The organism is Methylobacterium sp. J-048, from assembly GCF_022829515.1.
Classification (GTDB): domain Bacteria; phylum Pseudomonadota; class Alphaproteobacteria; order Rhizobiales; family Beijerinckiaceae; genus Methylobacterium.
This window is the reverse complement of the sequence record NZ_JAKSYL010000057.1, coordinates 1-18,840: the sequence shown is the minus strand read 5'-3', so window position 1 is coordinate 18,840 and position 18,840 is coordinate 1. Positions and strand designations below refer to the sequence as shown.

The window sequence follows — 18,840 nt, the reverse complement described above, 5'->3', positions numbered from 1 at the left end:
TTTCAGCAGGCCAGGGCGCGTCTGTCCAGCAACGCTTCGGCCGTGGCCGGCGCCAGGAACCCGTCCGGGGCGCAGGCATCGGCGCCGACGATGCCCGCCTCGCCGCCGTAGCGGGCGAAATACGGACCGCCGACGATCACCCGGACCTCCTTGTTGCTGGAGGCGCGCCGGACATCCGTCACCGTGCCGGACAGGGCCGGCAGGAACACGTCGCAGGACAGCGACAGGCCGACCACGTCGAACCATTCGGCGCGCAGCAGCGTCAGGGGATCGACCTCGGGTCCGGGGACCGCCGTGGTCACGTCCCAGCCGGCCTCGCGGAAGAAGCTCGCCACGATCGACAGGCCGAAATGATGGGTCTCGCCCGGGCAGGGCAGCAGCAGCACGCTGCGGCCGTTGGCCGGGACCGTATCGTCCTCGAGCTGCGCGCAGAGGCGTCGGCTCACGGCCTGAAGCCGGCCGAGCCCCTCGGTCACGGCCAGGAAGTCGCAGGCGTCGTCCTCCCAGAGCTCGCCGAGGTGGCGCGCCGCCGGGGCGAGCAGGTCGAGGAGCAGGCGCGGCAGCGGCAGCCCGCCCTCGCGCAGCGCAGCCACCTGGGCGTCGAGATCGATCGGCCCCGGGGCCAGCAGGAGCGCGCTGAAGGCCGCGATCTCCTCCGGGCTCGGCGCCCGGTCGGCCTGGGCGCGGCGCCCCGCAGGCCGATGGGCCAGCATCAGCCGGGGCAGGATCTCCGCCTCGACCAGGCGGGCCAGGGCGTCCGGCACCGCCTTGTCGTCGGAGGCGGCGCGCGGGATGGCTTGGTGGCGGACCCGCGGCCCATCGGCGAAGGCCGACCGCCCATCACCCATCGCGCCACAACCTCCGGCGACCGGACCCGGATCCAGACGCTCTCCGAAATGCCTCCAGTCTCCCATCGGCATCCCTCCCAGAAGCGACCCCGGCCCGGGTGGACCGGCGGTTCCGCATGCGCGTCGCGTGTGGCGTTGCCCGCCTGTCTTCTCACGTCTTCGTCGTCGTCGATCTTTCGGATCAAACCAGCCAAGCCACGCAAACCCGAGCCAGCAACCAGAACGATACCCGAGCCGACGATCTTGGCAATGACTTGGAACAAAGAAAATATGACAAACCCCATGTCACTTCATTCGAGCGTCAAGCGCACTTGACACTTTTGGGGCCGCGGCCCTAGCCTCTGCCAACGACGACGTTCAGGACGGCGCCGAGCATAGGGGAGCGGATGCATGGGTCCCGGGGACCGGCTAGCACGACCGCTCTACACCGCTGCCGAGCGCCAGCGGCGCGACGCCTCGCCCTGGACCCTGGTGCAGGGCGTGCTGGCCCCGGTGCAATTTCTGATCTTCCTGGTGAGCCTGGTCCTGGTGCTGCGGGCGCTCGCCACCGGGCAGGGCCAGCTGGCCGCCGAGGCCTCGGTGGTGGTGAAGACCCTGGCGCTCTACGCGATCATGATCACCGGCTCGATCTGGGAGAAGGCCGTGTTCGGCCGCTGGCTGTTCGCCCCGGCCTTCTATTGGGAGGATGTGGTCAGCATGCTGGTGCTGGCACTCCACACCGCCTATTTGGCCGCCCTCGCCACCGGCACCCTCGGTGAGCGGGCGCTGCTGATCCTCGCGCTGGCGGCCTACGCGACCTACGTGGTCAACGCCGGCCAGTTCCTCCTCAAGCTCCGCGCCGCCCGCCTGCAGGGCGCCGGACCGCGCCAGCCGCACTTTGCGGAGGCGCTGTCGTGAACGCCCCCGTTCCGCCCCCCTCCGCCTGCGGCGGCATCGACTTCCACCAGGAGCACGGCCAGCGCGCGGTGTTCTGCGGGCTCACCGGCATCGTCTGGCTGCACCGGAAGATTCAGGATGCGTTCTTCCTGGTGGTCGGCTCGCGCACCTGCGCCCACCTGATCCAGTCGGCAGCCGGAGTGATGATCTTCGCGGAGCCGCGCTTCGCCACCGCGATCATCGACGAGCGCGACCTGGCCGGGATCGCCGACGCCAACGAGGAGCTCGACCGGGTCGTCACCCGGCTGATCGAGCGCCGACCGGACATCAAGCTGCTGTTCCTGGTGGGCTCCTGCCCGTCCGAGGTGATCAAGCTCGACCTGTCCCGGGCGGCCCAGCGCCTGTCGGGACGCCTCGCGCCGGTGCGGGTGCTGAACTATTCCGGCTCCGGCATCGAGACGACCTTCACGCAGGGCGAGGATGCCTGCCTGGCCGCCCTGGTGCCGGAACTGCCCCGGGCGCCGGCCGAGGCCGCGCCGTCGCTCCTGATCGTCGGCGCGCTCGCCGACGTGGTCGAGGACCAGTTCCTTCGGATCTTCGCCGCGATGGGGATCGCCGACGTCCGGTTCCTCCCGGCCCGCCGGGCCGGCGCGATGCCGGCGATCGGGCGCGGCACCCGCTACCTACTGGCCCAGCCGTTCCTGGCCGAGACCGCCCGCGCCCTCGACGAGCGCGGCGCGCACCGGCTCGCCGCGCCGTTCCCGCTCGGCGCCGAAGGGACCACCGGCTGGCTTCAGGCGGCCGCCGAGGCGTTCGGCGTCGACGACACGACCTTCGCGGCGGCGACTGCCGCGGGGCGCGCCCGGGCCGAGACCGCGCTCGCACCCCACCGCGAAAAGCTCGGCGGCAAGCGGGTGTTCTTCTTCCCCGATTCGCAGCTCGAAGTGCCGCTCGCCCGCTTCCTGGCCCGGGAACTCGGCGCGAACCTCGTCGAGGTCGGCACCCCCTACCTGCACCGCGCCCACCTGGCGGCCGAGATCGAGATGCTGCCCGCGGGCACCCGGGTGACCGAGGGCCAGAGCCTCGACGACCAGATGGATCGTTGCCGGGCAGCCCGGCCCGACCTCACGGTCTGCGGCCTCGGCCTCGCCAACCCGCTGGAGGCGGAGGGCCTCTCGACCAAGTGGTCGATCGAGCTGCTGTTCACGCCCGTGCAGGGCTACGAGCAGGCCGGCGACCTCGCCGAATTGTTCGCGCGCCCGCTCCGGCGCCGCGCGCTGCTGGAGGTGTAGGGCGATGCAGCTCACCCTCTGGACCTACGAAGGCCCCCCGCATATCGGCGCGATGCGCGTCGCCACCGCCATGACCGGGCTGCACTACGTGCTGCACGCACCGCAGGGCGACACCTACGCGGACCTGCTGTTCACGATGATCGAGCGGCGGGATACGCGCCCGCCGGTCACGTACACGACCTTCCGGGCGCAGGATCTCGGGCGCGATACCGCCGAGCTGTTCAAGACCTCGGTCGCGGCTGCCTATGCGCGCTTCCAGCCGCAGGCGATGATCGTCGGCGCCTCCTGCACCGCCGAGCTGATCCAGGACGATCCGGGCGGGCTCGCCAAGGCCCTCGACCTGCCGATCCCGGTGATTCCTCTGGAGCTGCCGGCCTACCAGAAGAAGGAGAACTGGGGCGCGTCCGAGACGTTTTATCGGTTGGTCCGGGCACTCGCCGGAGCCCCCGCACCGCGCACCGCGCGGGAGCCGGGGCGGCGCCCGCTCTGCAACATCCTCGGCCCGACGGCACTCGGCTTCCGGCACCGCGATGACCTGATCGAGATCCGCCGCCTGCTCGACAGCCTTGGGATCGACGTCAACGTCGTCGCCCCGCTCGGCGCCAGCCCGGCCGATCTCGGCCGGCTCAAGGATGCCGACTTCAACGTCGTGCTCTACCCGGAGACCGCCCGCAGCGCCGCCGAGTATCTCAAGAAGAATTTCGGGCAGCCGTTCACGCAGGAAGTGCCCCTCGGCGTCGGCGCCACGAATCGCTTCGTGGCGGAAGTCGCAGCGCTCGCCGGTGTCGATCCGGAGCCGATCCTCGACGGCCCCGGCTCGCGTCTGCCCTGGTACTCGCGCTCGGTCGATTCGACCTACCTGACGGCCAAGCGCGTCTTCGTGTTCGGCGACGCGACCCACGCGATCGGCATCGCCCGGATGGCCGCTGGCGAACTCGGCTTCACGGTCGTCGGCCTCGGAACCTACGGCCGCGAATTCGCCCGCGAGGTCCGGGCCGAGGCGGCCCGGCACGGCATCGAGGCCCTGATCACCGACGACTACCTCGACGTCGAGGCCGCGATCCGCGCCGCCGCCCCCGAACTGGTCCTCGGCACCCAGATGGAGCGCCACGTCGCCAAGCGGCTCGGCATCCCCTGCGCGGTGATCTCCGCGCCCGTCCACGTCCAGGATTTCCCGGCCCGCTACGCCCCGCAGATGGGTTTTGAGGGCGCCAACGTCCTGTTCGACACCCTGGTCCATCCGCTGATGATGGGCCTCGAGGAACACCTGCTCGGCATGTTCCGGGAGGATCCCGAATTCCACGACGGCGTCGGTCCTTCGCATCTCGGCGGCAACCCGCGCGCGGTCTCCGCGGCGGACGTCCCGGAAGTCCTGGAAACGGCCGATCCGGCACCGGCGACCGCGCCGATCCTCCTGGACGAGGACGTCGTGATCACGGCGGCCCCCTGGGCTCCGGAAGCCGAGAAAGAGCTGAAGAAAATCCCGTTCTTCGTGCGCGGCAAAGCGCGCAGCAACACGGAGAAGTTCGCCCGTGAGCGGCGGTTGCCGCTCATCACCCTGGAAACTCTCTACGACGCCAAGGCGCATTATGGCCGCTAGAGCGCTCTTCGCCGGCAACACCGCCGGCATGGCCGAGGCAAGCGCATCGACGCGCCGGCCGCCGATCCGTGTCGTCATCGTCACGCTCGACAACCACCTCGCGAGCGCAGTGGAGCGGGCGCGCCTGCGCCTCCGGTCCGAGATGCCGGGTCTGGTGCTGGGCTTCCATGCGGCAGCCGAGTGGGACAACGATCCCGCGGCGCTCGACGCCTGCCGGAGCGACATCGCGCAGGCCGACATCGTGCTCTCGGCCATGCTGTTCATGGATGAGCACGTCCAGGCGATCCTCCCGGCGCTGGCGGCCCGGCGCGACGATTGCGACGCGATGGTCGGCTGCATGTCGGCGAGCGCGGTGGTGAAGACGACCAAGCTCGGCCGCTTCGACATGAGCGGCAACAAGCGCAGCGCCCTGGATTTCCTGAAGAAGCTGCGCGGCAAGCCCGGCCAGCAGGGCAATGCCGGCCGGCAGATGGCGCTGGTGCGCAAGCTGCCGAAGATCCTGCGCTTCATCCCGGGCTCCGCCCAGGACGTGCGCGCCTACTTCCTGACCCTGCAATACTGGCTGGCCGGCTCGGACGAGAACGTCGCCGCGCTGGTCCGCTTCCTGGTGAACCGCTACGCCGCGGGGGCGCGTGCCGCCTGGCGCGAGGGACCGGCCGCACCGGCCCCGCTCGATTATCCCGAGACCGGCCTGTACCACCCGCGCTTGGCCGGCCGAATCGGCCAGGATCCGTCCCGTCTGCCGCACCGCGCCGACGCGCGAGGCCGGGTCGGGCTGCTGCTGATGCGCAGCTACGTGCTGGCCGGCAACACCGCCCATTACGACGGGGTGATCGCCGCCCTGGAGGCCAAGGGCCTCGACGTGGTGCCGGCCTTCGCCAGCGGCCTCGACAACCGTCCGGCCGTGGACGCCTTCTTCATGCGGGACGGCCGCGCCCGCATCGACGCCCTGGTGTCGCTCACCGGGTTCTCGCTGGTCGGCGGCCCGGCCTACAACGACGCCGCGGCGGCCGAGGCGATGCTCACCGGGCTCGACGTGCCCTACCTGGCCGCCCAGGCGCTGGAATTCCAGACGATCGAGCAATGGGAGGAGGGCGAGCGCGGCCTCTCTCCCGTGGAGGCGACCATGATGGTCGCGATCCCGGAACTCGACGGCGCCACCGCCCCGATGGTGTTCGGCGGACGCTCGTCCGCGTCGGGCAGCGACAACGCCCGGGACATGCGGGCGCATCCCGAGCGGGTCGCGCGGCTGGCCGACCGGGTCGAGGGCCTGGTGTCGTTGCGCAGAACGCCGAAGGCCGAGCGCAAGATCGCCGTCGTGCTGTTCAACTTCCCGCCGAATGCCGGCGCCACCGGCACGGCCGCGTTCCTGTCGGTCTACGCCTCGCTGCTCAACACATTGAAGGGCTTGGCGGCGGACGGTTACGCCGTGGAGATCCCGGAGAGCCTCGACGCCCTGCGCGAAAAAATCCTGGACGGCAACGCCAAGCGCTACGGGACGCAGGCCAACGTCCACGCCCGCATCCGGGCCGAGGACCATGTCCGGCGCGAACGATACCTCGCCGAGATCGAGACCCAGTGGGGTCCCGCGCCCGGCCGCCACCAGACCAACGGCTCCGACCTGTTCGTGCTCGGCGCGCAGTTCGGCAACGTCTTCGTGGGCGTCCAGCCGGCCTTCGGCTACGAGGGCGACCCGATGCGGCTGCTGTTCGAGCGCGGCTTCGCGCCGACGCACGCCTTCTCGGCCTTCTACCGCTACCTGCGCGAGGATTTTGCCGCCGACGCCGTACTGCATTTCGGCACCCACGGGGCGCTCGAATTCATGCCCGGCAAGCAGACCGGCCTGTCCGAGGCGTGCTGGCCGGAGCGCATGATCGGGGCGCTGCCCAACGTCTATCTCTACGCCGCCAACAACCCGTCCGAGGGGACGCTGGCCAAGCGCCGCTCCGCCGCGACGCTGGTGAGCTACCTGACCCCGAGCCTGGCCACCGCCGGGCTCTATCGCGGGCTGCTCGACCTGAAGAGCTCGATGGAGCGCTGGCGCGGGCTCGATCTCGCGGCGGTCGCCGAGCACGAAACCCTCGCCCGGCTGATCCAGGAGCAGGGCGCGGCCGTCGATCTCGTCCCCGCCGAGCCGGCCTGGACCGGCGATCTCGGCGCCCAAGTCGCAAACCTCTGGTCGGCCGTGCAGGAGCTGGAGCAGACCCTGATTCCGCACGGGCTGCACGTGGTCGGCGACGGCATGCCGGAGGAGGAGCGGGTCGATCTGCTGCTCGCCCTGGCCGAAGCCTCGCACGGGCTGAAGCCCGACCGCGCCGCCATCGCCGCCCTGGTCGCGGGGCAGGGCGCCGACGCGGCCTTCGCAGCCTCCGGGCTGCCCGCGGACAGCGAGACCCGCGCCGCCTTCGCGGCCCTCGCCGAGACCGACAGCCTGCTGGCGAGGGACCACGAGCTCCCGGCGCTGCTGCGGGCGCTCGACGGCCGCTTCATCCCGCCGGTGGCCGGCGGCGATCTGCTGCGCAACCCCGCGATCCTGCCGACCGGGCGCAACATTCACGGGTTCGATCCCTACCGCCTGCCCTCCGTGTTCGCGGTGGCCGACGGCGCCCGGCAGGTGGCGCGCATCCTCGAACGCTACGCGGCCGACGGAAAACCCTTCCCCGAGAGCGTCGCCCTGGTCCTGTGGGGCACCGACAATCTCAAGAGCGAAGGCGGCCCGATCGCCCAGGCGCTCGCACTGATCGGCGCCACCCCGCGCTTCGATGGCTACGGCCGGCTCAGCGGCGCCGAGCTGATCCCGCTCGAAACCCTCGGCCGCCCGCGGATCGACGCGGTGGTCACCCTCTCGGGCATTTTTCGCGATCTTTTGCCTCTGCAGACGAAGCTGCTGGCCGAAGCGTCCTTCCTCGCCGCGAGCGCGGACGAGCCGGTCGACCGGAACTTCGTGCGCAAGCACGCGCTGGAGATCCAGGCCGAACAGGGCTGTGATCTGGAGACCGCGGCGTTGCGGGTCTTCTCCAATGCGGAGGGCGCCTACGGAGCCAACGTCAACCATCTGGTTGATTCCGGCAGCTGGGACGACGATGCCGAGCTGTGCGAGACGTTCTCGCGCCGCAAGAGCTTCGCGTATGGCCGCACCGGCAAGCCGACGCCGCAGCGGGCGCTGATGCAGGCGGTGCTCGCCTCCGTCGACCTCGCCTATCAGAACCTCGACTCGGTCGAGGTCGGCGTCACCTCGGTGGACCATTACTTCGACGGGCTCGGCGGCATGGGCCGGGCGGTGGCGAAGGCCCGCGGAGAGGCGGTGCCGATCTACATCAGCGACCAGACCCGCGGGGAGGGGCGCGTGCGCTCCCTGGAGGAACAGGTGGCGCTGGAGACGCGCACCCGGATGCTCAACCCGAAATGGTACGAGGGCCTGCTCGGCCACGGCTACGAGGGCGTGCGCCAGATCGAATCCCACCTGACCAACACGGTCGGCTGGTCGGCCACCGCCAACGCGGTCCAGCCCTGGATCTACGAGCGGATCACCGAGACCTACGTGCTCGACCCGGCCATGCGCGAGCGCATGGCCTCCCTCAACCCCACCGCCTCCGCCAAGGTCGCCCAACGGCTGATCGAGGCCCACAAGCGCGGCTTCTGGACCCCCAACGCAGCGATGCGGGACGCCCTGGATCGGGCCGAGGAGGAACTGGAAGATCGTCTCGAAGGCGTCACCACAGGAGTCGCCGCATGAACATCGCCATTCGCAACCCGGTCGTTGCCCGGAAGGAAGAAGGCAGCGTGCAGGTCGATCTCGACCCGGACCTGAAGATCGAGACCGCGAAGGTGTTCGCGGTCTACGGCAAGGGCGGGATCGGCAAGTCCACGACCTCGTCGAACCTGTCGGTGGCGTTCTCGAAGCTCGGCAAGCGGGTGCTGCAGATCGGCTGCGACCCCAAGCACGACTCGACCTTCACGCTGACCAAGCGCCTCGCGCCCACGGTGATCGACGCCCTCGAAGCCGTGAACTTCCACTCGGAGGAGCTGCGCGTCGAGGACTTCGTGGTCGAGGGCTATAACGGCGTCATGTGCGTCGAGGCCGGCGGCCCGCCCGCGGGCACCGGCTGCGGCGGCTACGTGGTCGGCCAGACGGTGAAGCTCCTCAAGGAGCACCACCTCTTGGAGGATACCGACGTCGTCGTGTTCGACGTGCTGGGCGACGTGGTCTGCGGCGGCTTCGCCTCGCCGCTCCAGCACGCCGACCGGGCGCTGATCGTCACCGCCAACGACTTCGACTCGATCTTCGCGATGAACCGGATCGTGGCGGCGATCCACGCCAAGGCCAAGAACTATCCGGTGCGGCTCGGCGGCGTCATCGCCAACCGCTCGGCCAAGACCGACGAGATCGACCGGTTCAACGACGCGGTCGGCCTGAAGCGGCTGGCCCACTTCCCCGACCTCGACATTGTCCGCCGCTCGCGGCTCAAGAAGTCGACCCTGTTCGAGATGGACTCCTCCCCCGAACTCGACGCGGTGACGGCCGAGTACATGCGGCTCGCCGAGACGCTCTGGGCCGGCGGGGAGCCTTGCGAGGCCATCCCGATGAAGGACCGCGACCTGTTCGAATTTCTGGGATTCGATTGATGGCGGGCGCGAGCTACGACACCCGGAGGGGTGAACTGACCACCTACTTCGACCGCACCGCGGTCGAGGCTTGGTCGCGCCTGACCTCCGACGCGCCGGTGAGCCGGATCCGCGCCACCGTGCGGGCCGGCCGGGACGCGATGCGCGCGACGCTGCTCTCCTGGCTACCCGCCGACATGACCGGCCTGCGCCTGCTGGATGCCGGCTGCGGCACCGGGGCGCTCAGCGTCGAGGCCGCAAGGCGCGGCGCCGCGGTGGTGGCCATCGACGTCTCGCCGACCCTGGTCGGCCTCGCCCGGGACCGGCTGCCCACGATCCCCGGCCCCGGCCGGATCGAGTTTCGCGTCGGCGACATGCTCGACCCGAGCCTCGGCCGGTTCGACCACGTGGTGGCGATGGATTCGCTGATCCATTACCGCGCCGCCGACATCGTCCGGGCGCTCGCGGCCCTGGGCGCCCGCACCGATGGGTCGGTGCTGTTCACCGTCGCACCGCGCACCGCCCTGCTCACCGTGATGCACGCGGCCGGACAGTTCTTTCCCCGCGGCGACCGCTCGCCGGCGATCGTGCCGGTGACCCAGGGCGGATTGCGGCGGCGGATTGCTTCGGAGCCGGCGCTCGACGGATTCACCTGGTCGCAGAGCCACCGGATCAACAGCGGCTTCTACCTGTCGAACGCGATCGCGCTGACCCGCATCGCCCAAGCCTCCCACCCAGGCCCTCATCCTGAGGTGCCGGAGCGTAACGGAGGCCTCGAAGGAGCCCTCCAGCCAGCCGTGCGATCCCTGGAGGGCTCCTTCGAGGCCGCTGCGCAGCACCTCAGGATGAGGGGGATGGATGGGACGGGGGGGACCGCCGCATGAGATCCGGCCGCGCTCTGACCAAAGCCCTCATGCGCCTCGGCCCGGCGATCCTGCCGTTTGCCGATGCCGCCACCGTCGAGCTGCCGCTCGGCCGGCTGCTGCGGCTGGCCCTGTTCCAGGTCACGGTCGGCATGGCGGCGGTGCTGCTGATCGGCACCCTGAACCGGGTGATGATCGTCGAACTGGGCGTTCCGGCCTGGATCGTCGCGGTGATGCTGGCCCTGCCGCTGATCTTCGCGCCCCTGCGAGCCCTGGTCGGGTTCCGGTCGGACACGCACCGCTCGGTGCTGGGCTGGCGGCGGGTGCCGTATATCTGGTTCGGCACGCTGCTCCAGTTCGGCGGCCTGGCGATCATGCCGTTTTCCCTGCTGATCCTGTCGGGCGACACCACCGGCCCGCTCTGGGTCGGGGACGTGGCGGCGGCGTTCGCGTTCCTGCTGGTCGGGGCCGGGCTGCACACCACCCAGACCGTCGGCCTGGCGCTCGCCACCGACCTCGCCCCCGCGCATGCCCGCCCGAAGGTGGTGGCCCTGCTCTGCGTCGCCTTGCTGTTCGGGATGATGGCGAGCGCCCTGCTGTTTGGGCTGTTCCTGGCGCATTTCTCTCCCGTGCGGCTGATCCAGGTGATCCAGGGCGCCGCGCTCGTCACCATCGTGCTCAATGGGGTCGCCCTGTGGAAGCAGGAGCCGCGCGACCCGAACCGGACCCGGGCCGCACCGGCGCGGGATTTCCGCTCCTCCTGGCGTGATTATGCCGGGCAGGGCACCGCGCGCCGACGCCTCGTGGCGATCGGGCTCGGCACCGCCGGGTTCTCGATGCAGGACATCCTGCTCGAGCCCTATGGCGGCCAGATCCTGCACCTGTCGGTGGGCGCCACCACGGCGCTGACCGCCTTGCTCGCCGCCGGCGGCGGGCTCGGCCTGCTGATCGCGGCCCGCTGGCTCGGCCGCGGCGGCGACCCGTTCCGGGTCTCGGGCGTCGGCGTCGGAATCGGCATCCTGGCTTTCTCGGCGGTGGTCTTCGCCGCGCCGCTCGCCTCGGCCGACCTGTTCGCCGTCGGCGTCAGCCTGATCGGGCTGGGCGGCGGCCTGTTCGCCCACGGCACGCTCACCGCCTCGATGAACCGGGCCGGCCCCGAGGATACGGGGCTGGCGCTCGGAGCCTGGGGCGCCGTGCAGGCCAGTGCCGCCGGGCTCTCGATCGCCGCCAGCGGCATCGTGCGCGACATCGGCGGCGCCATCGCCCAGTCGGGTGTTCTCGGCGAGGGCATGAACGAGCCCGCGATCGGCTACCTGATCGTCTACCACATTGAGATCGCCCTCCTGTTCGCGGCCCTGATCGCCCTGGGGCCGCTGGTGCGGGAGGACGCGCGTGCAGCAGGGAAAGATCGGCTCGGCGGCATCCTTGCCGAACGGGCAGCCTGAGACTCGGGGAGGACAGCCATGCCAACCGGCGCCATTACGGGTTACGTCGACGTCGCCCAGGTCGTGCTCTACGCCTTCTTCATCTTCTTCGCCGGCCTGGTGTTCTGGCTGCGCAAGGAGGATCGCCGCGAGGGCTATCCCCTGGAGAACGAGGTGTTCGGCCGCCGCAAGGCGCCGGACCCGATCCTGATCCCCCGGTCCAAGGCGTTCCACCTGCCGGGCGGGGAGACGACCTACGCGCCGCAGGCGGTTCAGGGCGCCGACGACATCGAGACCGGCATCCCGGCCCGCAAGGTCGAGCCCTGGCCCGGCGCGCCCTACGAGCGGACCGACACATCGCTTCAGGCCGGCGTCGGCCCCGGCTCGTGGGTCGTCCGGCACGACGTGCACGACAAGACCTGGGACGACGAGTACCGGATCGTGCCCCTGCGGGTCGCCAAGGCCTTCGTCATCCACGAGGCCGGCCCGAACCCGATCGGCATGACCGTGTTCGGCACCGACAACGCGGTGGCTGGCGTCGTCAGCGATGTCTGGATCGACCGCGGCGAGTCGCTGATCCGCTACTACGAGGTCGAATTGCCCGCGGGCGGCCGCCGGCTGATGCCGTCCACGTTCTGCCGGGCCGGCGGCTTCACCAAGACGGTGAAGTCCGAGGCCCTGCTCGCCGCTCAGTTCGCCGACATTCCGGCGACCCGGGATCCCGACAGCGTCACCTTCCTGGAGGAAGAGCGGATCATGTCCTATTTCGGCGCCGGCACGCTCTACGCCACCCCGGCCCGCGCGGAGCCCCTGCTATGAGCGGCGATTTCCTGCCCGAGGGCACCCTGCGCGGGCTGCCCGGCCCGCTGCCGGCGAACGAGCGCATCCTGTGGCAGGGCGCGCCGACCACCGGGGGATTGCTGGTCCGGGTGTTCCATGCCCGCCTCGTCGCCGCCTGGTTCGGCGCCAGCGCCGTGGCCTTCGGGGTCACGGCCGGCTCACCGGTCGCGGCCCTCGCCACGGTCGGGCCGACCCTGCTGGTCGGCGGTGTCGGGCTGGCGCTGCTCTGGCTGCTGGCCTGGCTCACCCATCGCACCACGATCTACACGATCACCAACCGGCGCCTCGTGCTGCAGGCCGGCATCGCCCTGCCGGTGACCCACAACGTGCCGTTCGCGCAGATCGAGGGTGCGGCGTTGCGTGCCTTCACGGATGGGAGCGGAGATCTGCCCCTCCGGTTGCGGCCGGGCCTGCGTATCGCCTACCTTCAGCTGTGGCCGCATGCCCGGCCCTGGCGACTCGCCCGGACCGAGCCCATGCTGCGTTCCGTCCCCGATGCGGACGCGGTGGCGACGCTGCTGGCGCGGGCGATCGAAGCCCACGCCGAGGCGTCGCAGGCGGTGCGGCCTGTGATCGTCCCGCGTCCGCGGGCGGTCCAAGAACATCCCGGTCGCCTCGTCGCGGCCGAGTAGGGAGAGGCGCGATGGGCGAGCGGGCGGAGAGCGTCGGCCGAGCCAAAGGATCGGCAGCCGGACCGGCACCGGCCCTGCTGATGATCGGCGCCGGTGCGCTGATGGGCTTCACCATGCTGGCCGTCCTGATCGGGCGCAGCGAAGGCATCGGCATGATCGCCCTGCCGCCGGCCAAGCCGGTCACGCGGCTCGAATTCCGCGCCGAGGACCAGGTCGACGGCTCGATCGCCCTGCGCAACGCCGCCGACCGGCAGATCGTCGCCTGGATCCGCCCCGGCGAGGACGGTTTTCTGCGCGGGACCCTGCGCGGCCTGGCTCAGGCCCGCCAGCGCGACGGCCTTGGCTCGGAGCAGCCGTTCAGCCTGACCCGCTACGACGATGGCCGCCTGTCGCTGGCCGACGACGCCACCGGCCGCCGGGTACCGCTCGAAGCGTTCGGCCCGACCAATGCCGGGGCCTTCGCCCGGCTGCTCGCGACCCCCGGAACACCCGCCACGGAGACCCGCTGATGGGCCTGTTCGGGAGCCGCACCGTCACCGTGCCCTGCACGATCGAGATCGAGCAGACGCCCGAGAGCCTGCACGCGCACGTCACCCTCGATTCCGGCTTCGAGATCGAGCCCGGCGACGAAGTCCAGGTCCACGACGCGCCGACCTCCGTGCCCTACGGCGAGCGGCTTACCGTGCGCCGCACCGCCACCGTCACCCGGGCCGGCCCGCTGGAGCGGGCCTGGACCAAGCTCGTCGCCCATCTCGAATTGACCGAACTCTACGAGGTCAGTTTTTCCGAGAGGAGGAAGCTTTGAACGCTCCCGTCGCACCGCTCTCAGGTCAGCCCATCCCGAGGGGCCCGCTCAACGAATCGACCAAGGCCGCGCAGGAGACGACCTTCCTCAGCCCGCGCTTCTACACCACCGACTTCGTCGAGCTCGACCGCACCGATGTCGAGCCGGTGCGGGCCGATTGGGACGTGCTGATCGCCGAGCTGCGCGCGGATCCCAACAAGCGGCACTTCACGCGCAACGAAGAGTTCGACTGCGACCTGTCGCAGATGGAGCCCGAGCTGCGGAAGGAATTCTTGGATTTCCTGGTGTCCTCGATCACCGCCGAGTTCTCCGGCTGCGTGCTCTACGCCGAGATGCGCAAGCGCGCCAAGAACAAGGACATCAAGGAGCTGTTCGGCTTTATGAGCCGCGACGAGGCGCGCCACGCCGGCTTCATCAACGACACGCTCAAGGATTTCGGCATCGGCGTGGACCTCGGCTTCCTGACGAAATCCAAGAAATACACGTTCTTCCGGCCGAAATTCATCTTCTACGCGACATACCTATCCGAAAAGATCGGCTACGCCCGCTACATCACGATCTTCCGCGAGCTGGAGAAGCATCCGGAGCGGCGCATCCACCCGATCTTCAAGTGGTTCGAGCTGTGGTGCAACGACGAGTTCCGCCACGGTGAGGCCTTCGCGCTGCTGATGCGCGCCAACCCGAAGCTGACCAGCGGCGTGAACCGCTACTGGATCCGGTTCTTCCTGCTGGCGGTGTTCGCCACGATGTATGTGCGCGACCATCACCGGCCGGCCTTCCACAAGGCCCTGGGCGTGGATCCGTCGGATTACGACTTCACGGTGTTCCGGATCACGTCGGAGATCTCCCGGCAGACCTTCCCGCTGGAGCTCGATCTCGACAACCCGAAATTCCGGGCCGGGCTCGAGACGCTGCTGGCCTGCTCCCGGGCGATCGCGGATGCCCGTGCCCAGGGTGGTCTGGTCAGCAAGCTGAAGCACGGCATCCAGGTGCTGCACGCGGCTGCCACCTTCGTCCGGCTCTACCTGCTGCCAGTCAAGGCGAACGCCCTGCCGGCCGATATCCGCCTCCAGCCGGTCTGGTAGGATGGCGACCTACGCCGCCCCGATCGTCTACGCCCTGGTGCTCTGGTGGTTCTCCACCGGGCTGATCCTGCTGCTGGACCACGCCCCGCGGCGCACCCATCCGTGGAGCATGGCCGGCGCAACCCTGCTGCTCGTCGGCGCCCTGGTGGCGATCCGCACCAGCGCCCAGGATACCAGCGCGACGGGGGCCTACACGGCGTTCACGGCGGCCCTGGTCGTCTGGGGCTGGCAGGAGATGAGCTATTACATGGGCTTCCTGTCGGGCCCGAAGCCGACCGCCTGCGCGCCGGGCCTGCGCGGCCTCGACCGGTTCCTGGCGGCGCTCGCCACCAGCCTGTGGCACGAATTCGCCATCGTGATCGGCGGCCTGGCGATCCTGGCCCTGGTCTGGGGCGGGGCCAACACCATCGCCCTGTGGACCTACGGCGCGCTCGTGATGATGAACCTGTCGGCGCGGCTCAACCTGTTCCTCGGGGTGCGCAACCTGCACGCCGAGTTCCTGCCGGATCATCTCGGCTACCTGGCCTGCTACCTCTCGCGCAAGCCGATGAACCTGCTGTTCCCGGTCTCGGTCAGCCTCGGCACCATCGCGGCGGGCCTGCTCGGGCGGGCGGCGCTGAGCCCGGACCTGCTGGCGCATGAGTTGATCGGCTTCACCGTCCTGGCGACCCTGATGGCGCTGGCGACGCTCGAACATTGGTTCCTGATGCTGCCGCTGCCGTCTGCCGAGCTGTGGCGGTGGAGCCTGCCGGCGCGCAATCCGAGCGGCGCGGCGCGGCCGGGGGACAACGGCTAGATTCGCTCATCACAGCGGGATTTCGCACGCGCACCACTTTGGAACTGGTCTCGTGCGAAGGACGAACCTCACAGGCGGGGACAACCCGCGAACCAATCGGGGAGAGGCGACATGGATTACGAGACCTTCTTCGGAGCCGAGATCGCCGGTCTCCACCGCGAGGGACGCTACCGGGTCTTCACCGACCTGGAGCGCCATTCCGGCAACTTCCCGCACGCCACCCACCACCACCCGTCCGGCACGCGCCCGGTCACGGTCTGGTGCTCCAACGACTATCTCGGCATGGGCCAGCACGCCTCCGTCACCGGGGCGATGCACGAGGCGATCGACCGCTGCGGCGCCGGCGCCGGGGGCACCCGCAACATCTCGGGCACCAACCACTACCACGTGCTGCTGGAGCGCGAGCTCGCCGACCTTCACGGCAAGGAGGCGGCCCTGCTGTTCACCTCCGGCTACGTCTCGAACTGGGCGGCGCTCGGGACCCTGGCCGGCAAACTCCCGAACTGCGCCGTGTTTTCCGATTCCGAGAACCACGCCTCGATGATCGAGGGCATCCGGTTCTCCCGGGCCGAGCGCCACATTTTTCGTCACAACGACCCGGAGGACCTGAACCGGAAGCTCGCCCTGGTCGATCCGGCCCGGCCGAAGCTGGTCGCCTTCGAATCCGTCTACTCCATGGACGGCGACATCGCGCCGATCGGCGAGATCTGCGACGTCGCCGAGGCCCACGGGGCGCTCACCTATCTCGACGAGGTCCACGCGGTCGGCCTCTACGGCGCCCGCGGCGGCGGCATCTCGGAGCGCGACGGCGTCGCCCACCGGCTCGACGTGATCGAGGGCACGCTGGGCAAGGCGTTCGGCGTGCACGGCGGCTACATCACCGCCTCCGAGAAGCTCTGCGACTTCGTGCGCAGCTTCGCCTCCGGCTTCATCTTCACGACCTCGCTGCCTCCCGCGGTTGCAGCCGGCGCGGCGGCCTCGATCCGCCATCTCAAGGCCAGCGGCACCGAGCGGGCGCGCCATCAGGAGCGTTGCGCCAAGGTCCGGACCGCCCTGGAGGCCGCCGACATCCCGGTCCTGCCCAACGACAGCCACATCGTGCCGGTGATGGTCTGCGACCCGGTGCTGTGCAAGGCGATCTCCGACACCCTGCTCGACGAGTTCGGCATCTACGTGCAGCCGATCAACTACCCCACCGTGGCCCGCGGCACCGAGCGCCTGCGGATCACCCCGTCGCCGCTGCACACGGACAAGGACATCGCCCATCTGGTCGGGGCGCTGAGCGCGATCTGGGCACGGATCGGGCTTCGGCAGAAGGCGGCGGAGTAGGGGTTCCCTTCTCCCACCCGCTCCCTCATCCTGAGGTGCCCGCGTCAGCGGGCCTCGAAGGAGCCCTCCAGCCGGCCGCGCGATCCCCGGAGTCCTCCTTCGAGGTCTCCGCTGCGCTTCGGCACCTCAGGATGAGGGGGTGGATCGGATACCCCCTCGCAGCATCGAGTCAGCGCGTGCCAACCTTCCCCTTCTCGGCCATCGTCGCGCAGGACGAGATGCGCCAGGCGCTGCTGATCGCCGCGGTGGATCCGTCCATCGGCGGCGTGCTGGTGTTCGGCGACCGCGGCACGGGGAAATCCACGGCGATCCGGGCGCTGGCCGCCCTGCTGCCGCCGATGCGGGCGGTGGTCGGCTGCCCGTACAATTGCGATCCCGACAGCCCGGCCGAATCCTGCCCGCACTGCGCGAGCACGCCAGGCCCGCGGAAAAGTCACAAGAAACCGGTGCCGGTGGTGGATCTGCCGCTCGGCGCCACCGAGGACCGGGTGGTCGGCACCCTCGACCTGGAGCGGGCGCTCGGCGCCGGCGTGAAGGCGTTCGAGCCGGGGCTGCTGGCCCGGGCCAATCGTGGGTTTCTGTATATCGACGAGGTGAACCTGCTGGAGGACCACTTGGTGGACCTCCTGCTCGATGTCGCCGCCTCCGGGGTCAACACCGTCGAGCGCGAGGGCCTCAGCTTGCGCCACCCCGCAAAATTCGTCCTGGTCGGCTCCGGCAACCCGGAGGAGGGCGAGCTGCGCCCGCAACTCCTCGACCGGTTCGGCCTGGCCTGCGAGGTCGCGACCCCGCAAGACATCGCCACGCGGATCGCAGTGGTGCGCGCCCGCGACGCCTACGAGCGCGACCCCGAGGGCTTCTGCGCCGCCCGCGCGGGCGACGAGAAGGCGATCCGAAAGAGAATCCTGCTGGCCCGGGAGCGCCTGCCGCATCTGAACGTGCCGGATTCGGCGCTGGAGCGCGCCGCGCAGCTCTGCCTGGCGCTGGGCACCGACGGCCTGCGCGGCGAGCTGACCCTGATGCGCACCGCCCGGGCGCTCGCGGCCCTCGACGGCGCCGAGTCGGTCACGGACGACCACATCCGCCGGGTCGCCCCGGCCGCCCTGCGCCACCGCCTGCGCCGCAACCCGCTGGACGAGTCGGGCTCGACCGCCCGGGTCGAGCGGGCTCTGGCGGAGGTGTTTTCGTGACGGGGCCGGCGCAACCTCTCCCTCCCTCCTCTGCGGAAGAGGGTACCCTGCGCAGCAGGGGGGGAGAGGGGAGCGCCATGTCCGGACGAGGCGCGTCGGGTGCGAAACCCGCTGCCGTCGCGCCGCCCCTCTCCCGACCCTCGCTGACGCGAGGGCCACCCTCCCCCGCAGAGGGGGGAGGGAATGCGGAGGCGCTTCAAAAAATCTGGCCCGACGCCCTGCTCGCCGCCCGCCTCCTCGCCACCGACCCGCACGGTTTCGGCGGTGCGGTCGTGCGGGCGGGGCCCGGGCCGGTGCGTGAGCGCTGGCGCGATACCCTGCGGGCGGCGCTTCCGCAGGGCACGCCCTGGCGACGGCTGCCGCCGGGGATCGGCGACGACAGCCTGCTCGGTGGCCCCGGCGCGGCCGCGACCGTGGCGGCGGGCCGGCCGGTGGCGCGCGACGGCCTGCTCGCGGAGGCCGATGGCGGGTTGATCGTCGTGCCGATGGCCGAGCGGCTGACGCCCGGCATCGCGGCGCGGTTCACGGCGGCCCTGGACACCGGCACCGCCTCGGAGCGCCCGGCGCGCTTCGGCCTTGTGCTACTCGACGAGGGCGAGGGCGACGAGACCGTGACGGAGGCCCTGGCCGACCGCCGGGCCTTCCGGATCGACCT

The 18,840-nt window shown here is 70.6% G+C and carries 16 protein-coding genes and 1 pseudogene; 16 read left to right on the top strand and 1 reads right to left on the bottom strand.

Annotation, left to right across the window (positions count from 1 at the left end; all coding sequences use genetic code 11):
- Nucleotides 1–2: 2 nt before the first annotated feature.
- A complete protein-coding gene (locus MKL09_RS03325; RefSeq protein WP_244017930.1) occupies nt 3–914 on the bottom strand; it encodes a B12-binding domain-containing protein in 912 nt (303 codons plus the stop codon).
- A gap of 324 nt (nt 915–1,238) precedes the next feature.
- On the opposite strand from MKL09_RS03325, the gene bchF reads away from it, so the two are divergent.
- The 16 genes and pseudogenes from bchF to bchD all read left to right on the top strand — a co-directional run.
- Nucleotides 1,239–1,745 carry a 2-vinyl bacteriochlorophyllide hydratase gene (gene bchF / locus MKL09_RS03320; RefSeq protein ID WP_244017928.1) on the top strand — a complete coding sequence of 169 codons (507 nt, stop codon included), beginning with the start codon at nt 1,239–1,241 and terminating at the stop codon, nt 1,743–1,745.
- Nucleotides 1,742–3,016, top strand: coding sequence for a ferredoxin:protochlorophyllide reductase (ATP-dependent) subunit N (locus MKL09_RS03315; protein WP_244017926.1), 1,275 nt, complete (start codon nt 1,742–1,744; stop codon nt 3,014–3,016). The genes bchF and MKL09_RS03315 overlap by 4 nt, the downstream gene beginning before the upstream one ends.
- A gap of 4 nt (nt 3,017–3,020) precedes the next feature.
- On the top strand, nt 3,021–4,616 hold the full coding sequence (gene bchB / locus MKL09_RS03310; RefSeq protein WP_244017924.1) for a ferredoxin:protochlorophyllide reductase (ATP-dependent) subunit B: 1,596 nt from the start codon (nt 3,021–3,023) through the stop codon (nt 4,614–4,616).
- Nucleotides 4,617–4,644: 28 nt separating this feature from the next.
- On the top strand, nt 4,645–8,352 hold the full coding sequence (locus tag MKL09_RS03305; RefSeq protein WP_244017956.1) for a magnesium chelatase subunit H: 3,708 nt from the start codon (nt 4,645–4,647) through the stop codon (nt 8,350–8,352).
- Nucleotides 8,349–9,242, top strand: coding sequence for a ferredoxin:protochlorophyllide reductase (ATP-dependent) iron-sulfur ATP-binding protein (gene bchL / locus MKL09_RS03300; RefSeq protein ID WP_243965903.1), 894 nt, complete (start codon nt 8,349–8,351; stop codon nt 9,240–9,242). The genes MKL09_RS03305 and bchL overlap by 4 nt, the downstream gene beginning before the upstream one ends.
- Nucleotides 9,242–10,105, top strand: a complete 864-nt coding sequence (bchM, locus tag MKL09_RS03295) for a magnesium protoporphyrin IX methyltransferase (RefSeq protein ID WP_244017922.1) — start codon at nt 9,242–9,244, stop codon at nt 10,103–10,105. Before bchL ends, bchM begins: the two co-directional genes overlap by 1 nt.
- Entirely contained in the window at nt 10,102–11,529 is a 1,428-nt protein-coding gene (locus tag MKL09_RS03290; RefSeq protein WP_244017920.1) for a BCD family MFS transporter, read from the top strand. Before bchM ends, MKL09_RS03290 begins: the two co-directional genes overlap by 4 nt.
- Before the next feature lie 18 nt (nt 11,530–11,547).
- Nucleotides 11,548–12,327 (top strand): photosynthetic reaction center subunit H, encoded by a 780-nt coding sequence (gene puhA / locus MKL09_RS03285; protein WP_244017918.1) that lies wholly within the window; start codon nt 11,548–11,550, stop codon nt 12,325–12,327.
- Nucleotides 12,324–12,980: a photosynthetic complex putative assembly protein PuhB gene (gene puhB, locus MKL09_RS03280; protein WP_244017916.1), complete on the top strand. Its 657-nt coding sequence runs from the start codon at nt 12,324–12,326 to the stop codon at nt 12,978–12,980. Before puhA ends, puhB begins: the two co-directional genes overlap by 4 nt.
- Nucleotides 12,981–12,991: 11 nt before the next feature.
- Nucleotides 12,992–13,489, top strand: a complete 498-nt coding sequence (gene puhC, locus MKL09_RS03275) for a photosynthetic complex assembly protein PuhC (RefSeq protein ID WP_244017914.1) — start codon at nt 12,992–12,994, stop codon at nt 13,487–13,489.
- The gene (locus tag MKL09_RS03270) at nt 13,489–13,785 is read left to right on the top strand and encodes a hypothetical protein (protein ID WP_243965912.1); all 297 of its coding nucleotides are present in this window, start codon (nt 13,489–13,491) and stop codon (nt 13,783–13,785) included. Before puhC ends, MKL09_RS03270 begins: the two co-directional genes overlap by 1 nt.
- Nucleotides 13,782–14,870: a magnesium-protoporphyrin IX monomethyl ester (oxidative) cyclase gene (acsF, locus tag MKL09_RS03265; protein ID WP_244017912.1), complete on the top strand. Its 1,089-nt coding sequence runs from the start codon at nt 13,782–13,784 to the stop codon at nt 14,868–14,870. The genes MKL09_RS03270 and acsF overlap by 4 nt, the downstream gene beginning before the upstream one ends.
- 1 nt (nt 14,871) lies before the next feature.
- Nucleotides 14,872–15,666: a putative photosynthetic complex assembly protein PuhE gene (gene puhE / locus MKL09_RS03260; RefSeq protein ID WP_244017910.1), complete on the top strand. Its 795-nt coding sequence runs from the start codon at nt 14,872–14,874 to the stop codon at nt 15,664–15,666.
- 111 nt (nt 15,667–15,777) lie between these two features.
- Nucleotides 15,778–16,995 (top strand): 5-aminolevulinate synthase, encoded by a 1,218-nt coding sequence (hemA, locus tag MKL09_RS03255; RefSeq protein WP_244017908.1) that lies wholly within the window; start codon nt 15,778–15,780, stop codon nt 16,993–16,995.
- 176 nt (nt 16,996–17,171) lie between these two features.
- Nucleotides 17,172–18,185: a magnesium chelatase ATPase subunit I gene (gene bchI / locus MKL09_RS03250; protein ID WP_244017906.1), complete on the top strand. Its 1,014-nt coding sequence runs from the start codon at nt 17,172–17,174 to the stop codon at nt 18,183–18,185.
- Nucleotides 18,186–18,262: 77 nt separating this feature from the next.
- Nucleotides 18,263–18,840: pseudogene (bchD, locus tag MKL09_RS03245) on the top strand (magnesium chelatase ATPase subunit D); the annotation flags it as partial.